The organism is Streptomyces cyaneochromogenes, assembly GCF_003963535.1.
GTDB lineage: Bacteria > Actinomycetota > Actinomycetes > Streptomycetales > Streptomycetaceae > Streptomyces > Streptomyces shaanxiensis.
In genome coordinates, this window is sequence record NZ_CP034539.1 from 7,406,442 (window position 1) to 7,419,561 (window position 13,120).

Sequence of the window (13,120 nt, forward strand, 5' to 3'; positions counted from 1 at the left end):
CTGCTCTTCGGAGCGTGGAACGTTGAGGGGAGCGGGGAGTGTGTCGGGCACGCTGTTGGGTGTCTGAGGGTACGGCCGTGAGGCCGGGAAGCCTTCGATGCCGGCCCCAGTGCACTCGGATCTGTTGGTTCGGGGTGATGGGTGGCTGGTCGTTGTTTGAGAACTGCACAGTGGACGCGAGCATCTGTGGCCAAGTTTTTAAGGGCGCACGGTGGATGCCTTGGCACCAGGAACCGATGAAGGACGTGGGAGGCCACGATAGTCCCCGGGGAGTCGTCAACCAGGCTTTGATCCGGGGGTTTCCGAATGGGGAAACCCGGCAGTCGTCATGGGCTGTCACCCATACCTGAACACATAGGGTATGTGGAGGGAACGCGGGGAAGTGAAACATCTCAGTACCCGCAGGAAGAGAAAACAACCGTGATTCCGGGAGTAGTGGCGAGCGAAACTGGATGAGGCTAAACCGTATACGTGTGAGACCCGGCAGGGGTTGCGTATGCGGGGTTGTGGGATCTCTCTTCTGTCGTCTGCCGGCGACAGGACGAGTCAGAAACCGTTGATGTAGGCGAAGGACATGCGAAAGGTCCGGCGTAGAGGGTAAGACCCCCGTAGTCGAAACGTCAGCGGCTCGTTTGAGAGACACCCAAGTAGCACGGGGCCCGAGAAATCCCGTGTGAATCTGGCGGGACCACCCGCTAAGCCTAAATATTCCCTGGTGACCGATAGCGGATAGTACCGTGAGGGAATGGTGAAAAGTACCCCGGGAGGGGAGTGAAATAGTACCTGAAACCGTGTGCCTACAAGCCGTGGGAGCGTCGGATACGTGCTTGCACGTATCTCGTGACTGCGTGCCTTTTGAAGAATGAGCCTGCGAGTTTGCGGTGTGTTGCGAGGTTAACCCGTGTGGGGAAGCCGTAGCGAAAGCGAGTCCGAACAGGGCGATTTAGTAGCGCGCTCAAGACCCGAAGCGGAGTGATCTAGCCATGGGCAGGTTGAAGCGGAGGTAAGACTTCGTGGAGGACCGAACCCACCAGGGTTGAAAACCTGGGGGATGACCTGTGGTTAGGGGTGAAAGGCCAATCAAACTCCGTGATAGCTGGTTCTCCCCGAAATGCATTTAGGTGCAGCGTCGTGTGTTTCTTGCCGGAGGTAGAGCACTGGATAGGCGATGGGCCCTACCGGGTTACTGACCTTAGCCAAACTCCGAATGCCGGTAAGTGAGAGCGCGGCAGTGAGACTGTGGGGGATAAGCTCCATGGTCGAGAGGGAAACAGCCCAGAGCATCGACTAAGGCCCCTAAGCGTACGCTAAGTGGGAAAGGATGTGGAGTCGCAGAGACAACCAGGAGGTTGGCTTAGAAGCAGCCACCCTTGAAAGAGTGCGTAATAGCTCACTGGTCTAGTGATTCCGCGCCGACAATGTAGCGGGGCTCAAGCGTACCGCCGAAGTCGTGTCATTGCGATATATACCCCCAACGGGGATCGTGATGGGTAGGGGAGCGTCGTGTGCCGGGTGAAGCCGCGCCGGAAGGCAGTGGTGGACGGTTCACGAGTGAGAATGCAGGCATGAGTAGCGATTCACACGTGAGAAACGTGTGCGCCGATTGACTAAGGGTTCCTGGGTCAAGCTGATCTGCCCAGGGTAAGTCGGGACCTAAGGCGAGGCCGACAGGCGTAGTCGATGGATAACCGGTTGATATTCCGGTACCCGCTGTGAAGCGTCAAACATCGAACCAGGCGATGCTAAGTCCGTGAAGCCGCCCTGGAGCCTTCGGGCAAAGGGGAGTGGTGGAGCCGACGGACCAGACTTGTAGTAGGTGAGTGATGGGGTGACGCAGGAAGGTAGTCCAGCCCGGGCGGTGGTTGTCCCGGGGTAAGGGTGTAGGCCGGTGTGTAGGTAAATCCGCACACCGTTAAGGCTGAGACCTGATGCCGAGCCGATTGTGGTGAAGTGGATGATCCTATGCTGTCGAGAAAAGCCTCTAGCGAGTTTCATGGCGGCCCGTACCCTAAACCGACTCAGGTGGTCAGGTAGAGAATACCGAGGCGTTCGGGTGAACTATGGTTAAGGAACTCGGCAAAATGCCCCCGTAACTTCGGGAGAAGGGGGGCCACACCTGGTGATGGCACTTGCTGCTTGAGCTGGGGGTGGCCGCAGAGACCAGCGAGAAGCGACTGTTTACTAAAAACACAGGTCCGTGCGAAGCCGTAAGGCGATGTATACGGACTGACGCCTGCCCGGTGCTGGAACGTTAAGGGGACCGGTTAGTCATTCTTCGGGGTGGCGAAGCTGAGAACTTAAGCGCCAGTAAACGGCGGTGGTAACTATAACCATCCTAAGGTAGCGAAATTCCTTGTCGGGTAAGTTCCGACCTGCACGAATGGCGTAACGACTTCTCGACTGTCTCAACCATAGGCCCGGTGAAATTGCACTACGAGTAAAGATGCTCGTTTCGCGCAGCAGGACGGAAAGACCCCGGGACCTTTACTACAGTTTGATATTGGTGTTCGGTTCGGCTTGTGTAGGATAGGTGGGAGACTGTGAAGCGGGCACGCCAGTGTTCGTGGAGTCGTCGTTGAAATACCACTCTGGTCGTGCTGGATGTCTAACCTGGGTCCGTGATCCGGATCAGGGACAGTGTCTGATGGGTAGTTTAACTGGGGCGGTTGCCTCCTAAAGGGTAACGGAGGCGCCCAAAGGTTCCCTCAGCCTGGTTGGCAATCAGGTGTTGAGTGTAAGTGCACAAGGGAGCTTGACTGTGAGACCGACGGGTCGAGCAGGGACGAAAGTCGGGACTAGTGATCCGGCGGTGGCTTGTGGAAGCGCCGTCGCTCAACGGATAAAAGGTACCCCGGGGATAACAGGCTGATCTTCCCCAAGAGTCCATATCGACGGGATGGTTTGGCACCTCGATGTCGGCTCGTCGCATCCTGGGGCTGGAGTCGGTCCCAAGGGTTGGGCTGTTCGCCCATTAAAGCGGTACGCGAGCTGGGTTTAGAACGTCGTGAGACAGTTCGGTCCCTATCCGCTGTGCGCGTAGGAGTCTTGAGAAGGGCTGTCCCTAGTACGAGAGGACCGGGACGGACGAACCTCTGGTGTGCCAGTTGTTCTGCCAAGGGCATGGCTGGTTGGCTACGTTCGGGAGGGATAACCGCTGAAAGCATCTAAGCGGGAAGCCTGCTTCGAGATGAGGACTCCCACCCACTTGATGGGGTAAGGCTCCCAGTAGACGACTGGGTTGATAGGCCGGATCTGGAAGCACCGTGAGGTGTGGAGGTGACCGGTACTAATAGGCCGAGGGCTTGTCCTCAGTTGCTCGCGTCCACTGTGTTGGTTCTGAAACCACGAACGGCCCCACGTTCCCATGGAGCGTGGTGCGGCATGTTTGACAGTTTCATAGTGTTTCGGTGGTTATAGCGTGAGGGAAACGCCCGGTTACATTCCGAACCCGGAAGCTAAGCCTTACAGCGCCGATGGTACTGCAGGGGGGACCCTGTGGGAGAGTAGGACGCCGCCGAACTCCTTTTATCGGGTTGGACCCGGAACTTCGGTTCCGGGTCCAACCCTTTTTTGTTGTGCGTCACCTGAAGTTCACGTTCCGCAACCAACATCCCCCACATGGGTACTGCTGCAATGCTCAGGGCTGCCGGCGTCGGTGTCGGTGATGAGGTTGTCGTACCGGCCTTCGGGAACGTCGAAGTCGCCGAGGCCGTGGTCCTGGCCGGGGCACTGCCGGTGTTCGCCGACATAGACCGGGTGACCTACTGCGTGGACGCTGTCGCCGTCGAGGCGGCCGTCACCCCGCGGACGGCGGCGGTTGTCGCCGTACACCGCTTCGGTCGGTCTGCCGACATCGCGCGGTTGCACGAGATCGGGCAGCGGCATGGGTTGCTGGTGCTGGAGCAGGGCGAGTCGGAGGCTCCGTACGACGAGATTGCTCAGCGGCGGCAGCGGGCGTCGTATCTGGATGCGAAGTTGAAGGGCGTGCTCACGCCCGATGGCGGTGATGGGCACACCTATCAGCAGTACGTCGTGCGCGTCCCGGGGAACGGGCGGCCGGATCGCGACGCTTTCGCTCGGGCCGTTCGGGCCAGGGGGGTTGAGTGTCGGGTGCCGGTGAAGACGCCCGTGCATCGGCTGCCGGAATTCCGGCGGTGTGTGTCCCTGCCGGAGACCGAGCGGGCAGCTGATGAAACGTTGGCTCTTCCTGTTGACGCCTCTCTGACCAAGAGGGAGATGCAGCGGATCGTGTCTGCCTGCAACGCGCTCGGAGGACTGCTCCAGCCTGCCTTCTGAGCGGGTTTTGGAGCACGGGTGTGTTCGGGGTATGATCTATTCCGTTGCCGCGAGGGAAACTTCGCAAAAGGTAGCAAGCCCCTATAGCTCAGTCGGCAGAGCGTCTCCATGGTAAGGAGAAGGTCAACGGTTCGATTCCGTTTGGGGGCTCCAGACAGAAAGGCCCCGCCCATTTGGGCGGGGCCTTTTTCATGCCCTTCTGTCAGTTCCTTCCTCAGTCCTTGTGGATGCCTGGCACGCGCATTGCGAGGATGGCCATGTCGTCGGACGGGGCGTCCGAGGCGAAGCGTTCGACCGCGCGCATGATGCGGGCCGCCACCGCGCCGGCCGTCAGGCCCGTGCAGGTGGTGAGGACGTCGGTGAGGCCGTCGTCGCCCAGCATGCGGGTGCCTTCGCGGCGTTCGGTGACACCGTCGGTGACGCACAGGAGGACGTCGCCGGGGTCGAGGGTGACCGTCTGCTCGTACAGCTCGAGGTCCTCCATGACGCCGAGGAGCGGCTGGGGTTCGGCGGCCGGTTCGACCGTGCCGTCCTGGCGCAGGCGGAGGGGGAGGGGGTGGCCGGCGCAGACCACCTTCAGTTCCGCGCTGCCGTCCTCCTGCGGCCGCAACTCGCCGTAGAGGAGCGTCAGGAAGCGGCTGCGGGCGCCCTCGTCGAGGATCGCGGAGTTCAGGCGCTCCAGTACCGCCGGGCCGCTCAGGCCCTCGCGGGCCAGGAGCCGGAGGGCGTGCCGGGCCAGGCCCGTGACCGCAGCCGCGTTCGGGCCCGTACCGCAGACGTCGCCGATGGCGAAGCCGTAGGCGCCGTCGCTGATCGGGAAGAGGTCGTAGAAGTCGCCGCCGACCTCGTTGCCCTCGCCGGCCGCGCGGTAGATGACCTCGACCTCGACGCCGTCGATCTCGGGGAGCTCGGGCGGCAGGAGGCTGCGCTGGAGGGACTGGCTGATGGCCGTGCGCTCGGAGTAGAGGCGGGCGTTGTCCAGGGCCAGGGCGGCTCGGCGGCTCAAGTCCTCGGCCAGTTCCAGGATTTCCTGGCGGAAGTGTTCGTCCGTCGGCTTGCCCAGCGTCAACATGCCGATGACGCGGTTGCGGGCCACCAGCGGCAGAACGACCGTCTCGCCGCCCACCGCGGACGCGGTGGCGAGGGTGGGGCCGATGCCCGCGCTGATGCGGCCGATGGGCTGGCCCAGGCCCAGGCTTCGCATGGAGGTGCGCAGGGCCGCCTGGTGGGCCGACTGGGCGGGGGCCGACCAGACGCGGGCGCCGGGGGTGGGGACCGGGTCCGGCGGGGGGATCTTCGAGAGCAACGACTTGATGCCGTCGATGAGTTCCTCGTCCTCGTGCAGGACGTACGACAGATACGGTTCCGAGGCCTGGTCGGCGATCGTGTAGACCGCGCACCAGGTGGCCAGAGTCGGGACCGTCATCTGGGCCATCAGGGCCAGGGTCTGGTCGCGGTCCAGGGTGCCGGCGAGCAGGTCGGAGGCCTCGACGAGGAAGCTGAGGGAGCCTCGGCGCAGGCGTTCGAGTTCGCCGAGGCGGGCCGACTCCACCGCCAGCGCGATGCGGTCGGCGGCGAACTGGAGGCGCAGGGCCTCCTCGTTGGAGTATCTGTTGGGCGCTTCGGCGGCGACGCCGAGGGAGCCGGTGAGGCGGCCCTCGACCTTCAGCGGGACCGTGACGACCGAGCGCATGCCGGTGCCGCTCAGCAGGGGTACGGCGCCGGGGACCATCGTGAGGTCCTCGTGGACCGACGGCATGCGGGCCGAGCCGTAGCGGCCGGGTCCCGCTTCCACGGGCACGCGCGCGAAGCGCTGGCGTGCGGAGGGCAGGCCGGTCGAGGCGCGGACCTCCAGCTCCGTTTCGTCGTCGGTCGCCAGCAGCAGGAACGCGGAGTCGCCGTCGAGCATGTCGCGGGCGCGCTCCACCGTGCGCTGGAGGAGGCCGTCGAGGTCGTCCGGGGCGGGGGAGCCGATGAACACCTCGAAGGGGTCGGTGCTCTGGGCCTCGCCGGTCGCGGCGGCGTCGGAGGACGGGACGCGCAACGGGGTCTGCAGGACGGCGCGTTCGTGGTCGCGGACCAGGAGGCAGACCGTGGACGGTTCGCCGCCGGTGTCGCGGACGCGGAGGTGGGAGGCGTACACCGGTGTGACGCGGCCGTTGGCGCCCCTTATGCCGTAGCTGCCCTCCCAGCGGGAGAGTTGGAGCGCCTCCGCGATGCCGGTGCTGGTGCCCGGTGTGTGCGGCCAGGCCGCGAGGTCGGTGAGGGGCTTGCCGATGACCTGCTCGGCCGCATAGCCGAAGAGATCCTCCGCGTCCTCGTTCCAGGACGCGATGGCGCCCGTACGGTCGATCTGGACCACGGCGACGCGGACGCGGCCGTCGGCGAGCGGGAGGAGGTCGGAGGGCAGGGACGGGCCCGCGGCGCGGGTGCCCACCGGGCGCTCGGGGAGATCGAGTTGGAACCAGACCTGCTTGTGGGTCGGCGTGTACTCGACACCCCAGCGGCCGGCCAGAGCGGCGCAGAGCTGGAGGCCGCGGCCGCCCTCGCGGTCGGGGCTGCCCATGTTGACGGGCGAGCCCTGGAGGGGGATCTCGCGTTCCGGATACCGGTCGGCCACCTCGATCCGTACACCGTCGTCACTGCGCAGACACAGGACGTCCGCTGACGTGCCCGCGTGCACGACGGCGTTGGTCACCAGTTCACTGGTGAGGACTACGGCGTCGTCGACGATGTCGGCGAAGCCCCACCCCTGGAGGGTGTCGCGGACGAAGGAGCGGGCGCTCGCGACCGATCGCCCGACGGGATCGAAGCTGGCTGCCGCGCGCGCGGTGATCACAGAACTCCTCGTCCGGTTGTCGACGTGCAGGACCCCGTGGCCGACCGGGTCGCGCCGCTGGTGCGGCATCTGCGCGCCCGTCGGCCGGTCCGGGGATGGTCCCCCCGGGATCAGTCCGGTGGTCATGTCCGGCTGCCCCTCCGATACCCGCTCGTACTCCTCCTGCCACCGCCCAGGCCGGACGGGACCGGCGCGGCTGGACAGCCGCATGCAAGGTTACTTACCTTCGCCGTCCATGCGGATGCCGGTCTGCAGTGTTTCCGTCCGGAGGGTGTGCGGACGATGTGCGAAGCTGCCGAACTGTTATGGCCGGGTTCAGCCGGGGTGAAACACTGGGCAAGCTTCTTGTGAAGGTCCGGGCAGGCTGAGTGTCATTCGCGTACCGCGGGCAGCAGCACGTGGTGTGGCCTGGTATATCCGGCAGGAATACCCAGCAGTAACGGGTACGCGCAGCAGTAGAAGCCGAGCACAGCAGTAACGGTCGACCCCTGCGGGAGGGACACAGTGGAGTCTGGCGCAGCGACGCGGGGCACTAAGACGCGCGCGAAAGGCGGACAGTCCCTGAAGAACGAGCGCAAATCGCGTGGCGGGACCACTGCCGTGGACACGGCCGCCCTGAACCGGCTGCTGGCGGCACTGGTGTCGATGCGGGACGGGAACTTCCGGAAGCGGCTCACGGTGTCCGGGGACGGCGTGATGTCGGAGATCGCCGCCGTCTTCAACGAGGTCGCGGACCGGAATCTCCAGCTGACGGGTGAGCTGGCGCGGGTGCGGCGCATGGTCGGGCGTGAGGGCAAGCTCACGGAACGGCTGGAGACGGGGGCCTGCGAGGGCTCCTGGGCGGCCGCCATCGACAACTCCAACGCCCTGGTCGACGACCTCGTACGGCCCGTCTCCGAGGTCGGCCGGGTGCTGTCCGCGGTGGCCGAGGGTGATCTGTCGCCGCGCATGGAGCTGCGGACACAGGCCCCGGACGGGACCGGGCATCCGCTGAGGGGTGAGTTCCTCAAGGTCGGGCGGACTGTGAACAACCTTGTCGATCAGCTGTCGACGTTCACCGACGAGGTCACGCGTGTGGCCAGCGAGGTGGGCACCGAGGGCAAGCTCGGCGGGCAGGCACGCGTGCGTGGCATGTCGGGTTCGTGGAAGGACCTCACGGACTCCGTCAACACGATGGCGTACCGGCTGACGGCCCAGGTGCGGGACATCGCGCTGGTGACCACGGCGGTCGCCAAGGGTGACTTGTCCCGGAAGGTCACGGTTCACGTGGCCGGCGAGATGCTGGAGCTCAAGAACACCGTCAACACGATGGTGGACCAGCTGTCTTCGTTCTCCTCCGAGGTGACGCGTGTCGCCCGTGAGGTGGGCACCGAGGGCGAGCTCGGCGGGCAGGCGCAGGTGCCGGGCGTGGCCGGTGTGTGGAAGGACCTCACCGATTCGGTGAACCTCATGGCCGGCAACCTGACCGCCCAGGTGCGCGGAATCGCCCAGGTGACCACCGCGGTCGCCAACGGTGACCTGTCGCAGAAGGTGACCGTCTCGGCACGCGGTGAGGTCGCTCAGCTCGCGGACACGATCAACCAGATGACCGAGACGCTGCGGATCTTCGCGGACGAGGTCACGCGTGTGGCCAACGAGGTCGGCGCCGAGGGGCGGCTGGGCGGTCAGGCGAATGTGCCGGGTGCGGCGGGTACGTGGAAGGACCTGACGGACTCCGTCAACACCGTGTTCCGGAATCTGACCATTCAGGTGCGGGACATCGCGGCGGTGACGACGGCGGTGGCCAACGGTGACCTGTCGCAGAAGGTCACGGTCGACGTGGCCGGCGAGATGCTGGAGCTGAAGAACACCGTCAACGGCATGGTCGACCAGCTGTCGTCGTTCGGTGCCGAGGTCACGCGTGTCGCGCGGGAGGTCGGTGTCGAGGGTGAGCTCGGCGGGCAGGCACAGGTGCCGGGGGCCGCGGGCACGTGGAAGGACCTGACGGACTCCGTCAACACGGCGTTCCGGAACCTCACCGGACAGGTGAGGAACATCGCCCAGGTGACGACGGCGGTGGCCAACGGTGACCTGTCGCAGAAGGTCACCGTGGACGTCTCCGGCGAGATGCTCCAGCTGAAGAACACCGTGAACACGATGGTGGACCAGCTGTCGTCCTTCGCCGACCAGGTCACGCGGATGGCCCGGGACGTGGGTACGGAGGGTCGGCTGGGCGGTCAGGCGGTCGTACCGGGTGTGGCCGGTACGTGGAAGGAACTCACCGATTCCGTCAACGGAATGGCAGGAAACCTCACCGCTCAGGTGCGCAACATCGCGCAGGTCACCACTGCGGTGGCCCGCGGTGACCTGTCCCAGAAGATCGACGTCGACGCGCGCGGCGAGATCCTGGAGCTGAAGAACACCATCAACACGATGGTCGACCAGCTCTCCGGCTTCGCCGACCAGGTGACGCGGGTGGCCCGTGAGGTGGGCACCGAGGGTCGCCTGGGCGGACAGGCGCAGGTGCCCGGCGTCGCCGGTGTGTGGCGGGACCTGACCGACTCCGTGAACGGAATGGCAGGAAACCTTACGGCCCAGGTGCGCAACATCGCGCAGGTCGCCACCGCGGTGGCCCGCGGTGACCTCTCGCAGAAGATCACCGTGGACGCGCGCGGCGAGATCCTGGAGCTCAAGAACACGCTGAACACGATGGTCGACCAGCTGTCGTCGTTCGCGGAGGAGGTCACCAGGGTCGCCCGTGAGGTGGGTACGGAGGGCCAGCTCGGCGGTCAGGCCGAGGTGCAGGGCGTCTCCGGCACCTGGAAGGACCTCACCCAGTCCGTGAACTTCATGGCGAACAACCTGACCATTCAGGTGCGCAACATCGCCGAGGTGACGACCGCGGTTGCCAAGGGCGATCTGTCCAAGAAGATCACCGTCGATGCCAAGGGCGAGATCCTCGAACTCGTCACCACGGTCAACACGATGGTGGACCAGCTGTCCAGCTTCGCGGAGCAGGTGACCCGGGTGGCCCGTGAGGTGGGCACCGAGGGCATTCTGGGCGGCCAGGCGAACGTCCCGGGCGTCGTCGGCATCTGGAAGGACCTCAGCGACAACGTCAACCTGATGGCCAAGAACCTCACCATGCAGGTGCGGAACATCTCCCAGGTCGCGAACGCGGTCGCCAACGGCGACCTCACGCGGACGGTGACGATCGAGGCACGCGGTGAGGTCGCCCAGCTCGCCGACACGTTCAACACCATGGTGAAGACGCTGAGTTCGTTCGCCGACCAGGTCACCAAGGTGGCCCGTGAGGTGGGCACGGACGGCATCCTCGGTGGTCAGGCGCATGTGCCGGGTGTGGCCGGTACGTGGAAGGACCTCACCGAGTCCGTGAACCAGATGGCGTCCAACCTGACCGGTCAGGTGCGGAACATCGCCATGGTCACCACAGCCATCGCCAAGGGTGACCTGACGAAGAAGATCGACATCGACGCTCGCGGCGAGATCCTCGAGCTTAAGACGACGATCAACACGATGGTCGACCAGCTGTCGTCCTTCGCCGAGGAGGTCACCCGAGTCGCCCGCGAGGTGGGCACGGAGGGGCAGCTGGGCGGTCAGGCACGCGTGCGTGACGTCGACGGCACGTGGCGCGACCTCACCGAGTCCGTGAACGAAATGGCAGGAAACCTTACCCGGCAGGTGCGTGCCATCGCGCGCGTGGCGACCGCGGTGACCCGCGGTGACCTGAACCTGAAGATCGACGTCGACGCGTCCGGCGAGATCCAGGAGCTCCAGGACTACATCAACAAGATGATCGCCAACCTGCGCGACACCACGATCGCCAACAAGGAGCAGGACTGGCTCAAGGGCAACCTCGCCCGGATCTCGGCGCTGATGCAGGGCCGCCGCGACCTGGAGGACGTGGCCTCGCTGATCATGAGCGAGCTGACGCCTGTCGTGTCCGCGCAGCACGGCGCGTTCTTCCTGGCGATGCCGCTGGTGGACGGCAAGGACATGAGTGCGGAGGGTGAGGACCAGTACGAGCTGCGGATGCTGGGGTCGTACGCCTACTCGATGGGTTCCATGCCGACGTCGTTCCGGCCCGGGGAGGGTCTGATCGGGACGGCCGCCATGGAGAAGCGCACGATCCTCGTGGAGAACGCGCCGAGCGGCTATCTGAAGATCTCCTCCGGGCTCGGCGAGGCGCCGCCGGCGCAGGTGATCGTCCTTCCGGTGCTCTTCGAGGGCAAGGTGCTCGGTGTGATCGAGCTGGCCTCCTTCACGCCGTTCACGCAGATCCAGAAGGACTTCCTCAACCAGATCGCCGAGATGATCGCGACCAGCGTCAACACCATCTCCGTCAACACCAAGACCGAGGTGCTGCTGAAGCAGTCGCAGGAGCTGACCGAGCAACTGCGTGAGCGGTCGGAAGAGTTGGAGAACCGGCAGAAGGCCCTCCAGGCGTCCAACGCCGAACTGGAGGAGAAGGCCGAGCTGCTGGCCCAGCAGAACCGCGACATCGAGGTCAAGAACACCGAGATCGAGGAGGCGCGGCAGGTCCTGGAGGAGCGCGCCGAGCAGCTCGCGGTCTCCATGCGCTACAAGAGCGAGTTCCTCGCCAACATGTCGCACGAGCTGCGTACGCCGCTCAACTCGCTGCTGATCCTGGCCAAGCTGCTCGCCGACAACGCCGAGGGCAACCTCTCGCCGAAGCAGGTCGAGTTCGCCGAGACCATCCACGGTGCCGGTTCCGACCTGCTCCAGCTGATCAACGACATCCTGGACCTGTCGAAGGTCGAGGCGGGCAAGATGGACGTCTCGCCGACGCGTATCGCGCTCGTCCAGCTCGTCGACTACGTGGAGGCCACCTTCCGGCCGCTGACCGCGGAGAAGGGCCTGGACCTGTCCGTCCGGGTCTCGCCGGAGCTGCCCGCCACGCTGCACACCGACGAACAGCGGCTGCTGCAGGTGCTGCGCAACCTGCTCTCCAACGCGGTGAAGTTCACCGACTCCGGATCGGTCGAGCTGGTCATCCGGCCCGCCGGGATGGATGTCCCGATGAAGATCCGGGAGCAGCTGCTGGAGGCCGGTTCGCTGACCGAGGCGGACGCGCCGCTGATCGCGTTCTCCGTGACCGACACCGGGATCGGGATCGCTGCCAGCAAGATGCGGGTGATCTTCGAGGCGTTCAAGCAGGCGGACGGCACGACCAGCCGCAAGTACGGCGGTACCGGGCTGGGGCTGTCCATCTCGCGGGAGATCGCGCAGCTGCTCGGCGGGGAGATCCACGCCCAGAGCGAGCCGGGACGCGGCTCGACGTTCACGCTGTATTTGCCGCTGCACCCCAGCGAACTGCCCCCGCACGGATACCAGCAGCAGCTGCCGCCGCTCGACGCCGGTGCCCTGGTGGCCTCCGCGGCCGACCTGGCGGAGCTGTCCGACGCGGAGATCGAGACGCCGGCCGAGGTGCGGTCGTACCGGGAGACGCAGAACGGCGCCGCCGCGCTCTTCAGGCGCCGCCGCAGGATGGCGAACGAGCTGGAGGCCCGGCCCGCGCAGCAGGAGCAGTGGTCGGCGGCGGAGCAGAACGTGGCTCCGCAGTCGATGCGGGGCATCCGGTTCGGCGGCGAGAAGGTGCTCATCGTCGACGACGACATCCGTAATGTCTTCGCGCTCACCAGCGTCCTGGAGCAGCACGGCCTGTCCGTGCTGTACGCCGAGAACGGCCGTGAGGGCATCGAGGTCCTGGAGCAGCACGACGACGTAGCGGTCGTCCTGATGGACATCATGATGCCCGAGATGGACGGGTACGCGACGACCACGGCGATCCGCAGGATGCCGCAGTTCGCCGGGCTCCCGATCATCGCGTTGACCGCCAAGGCGATGAAGGGTGACCGGGAGAAGGCGATCGAGTCGGGCGCTTCCGATTACGTGACGAAGCCGGTCGATCCCGATCATCTGCTGACGGTGATGAATCAGTGGATGAGGGAGCAGTGACAGGAA

At 65.3% G+C, this 13,120-nt stretch carries 3 protein-coding genes, 1 tRNA gene and 2 rRNA genes; 5 read left to right on the forward strand and 1 reads right to left on the reverse strand.

The annotated features are described in order from the left end of the window. Positions 1–188 precede the first annotated feature (188 nt). From EJ357_RS33890 to EJ357_RS33905, 4 genes are all read left to right on the forward strand, one after another. A 23S ribosomal RNA gene (locus EJ357_RS33890) occupies positions 189–3,310 on the forward strand. A 93-nt stretch (positions 3,311–3,403) separates the two neighbouring features. Then, positions 3,404–3,520, forward strand: a 5S ribosomal RNA gene (rrf, locus tag EJ357_RS33895). Positions 3,521–3,633: 113 nt separating this feature from the next. Further along, positions 3,634–4,296 carry a DegT/DnrJ/EryC1/StrS family aminotransferase gene (locus tag EJ357_RS33900; RefSeq protein ID WP_126395504.1) on the forward strand — a complete coding sequence of 221 codons (663 nt, stop codon included), beginning with the start codon at positions 3,634–3,636 and terminating at the stop codon, positions 4,294–4,296. Positions 4,297–4,373: 77 nt separating this feature from the next. Beyond that, positions 4,374–4,449 (forward strand) — tRNA-Thr (locus EJ357_RS33905). Between the two features lie 61 nt (positions 4,450–4,510). On the opposite strand, the gene EJ357_RS33910 is transcribed toward EJ357_RS33905, so the two are convergent. Then, positions 4,511–7,261 (reverse strand): SpoIIE family protein phosphatase, encoded by a 2,751-nt coding sequence (locus EJ357_RS33910; protein WP_126395505.1) that lies wholly within the window; start codon positions 7,259–7,261, stop codon positions 4,511–4,513. 378 nt (positions 7,262–7,639) lie between these two features. Between EJ357_RS33910 and EJ357_RS33920 the strand changes: the two genes are divergently transcribed. Then, positions 7,640–13,114, forward strand: a complete 5,475-nt coding sequence (locus EJ357_RS33920) for a HAMP domain-containing protein (protein ID WP_126395506.1) — start codon at positions 7,640–7,642, stop codon at positions 13,112–13,114. The last annotated feature ends 6 nt before the right edge of the window (positions 13,115–13,120 follow it).

What these genes read in the sequence shown, in the direction of transcription:
- EJ357_RS33900 (WP_126395504.1), top strand. Translation starts at nt 3,634, where the DNA reads ATGCTCAGGGCTGCCGGCGTCGGTGTCGGTGATGAGGTTGTCGTACCG.
- EJ357_RS33910 (WP_126395505.1), bottom strand. Translation starts at nt 7,261, where the DNA reads ATGACCACCGGACTGATCCCGGGGGGACCATCCCCGGACCGGCCGACG.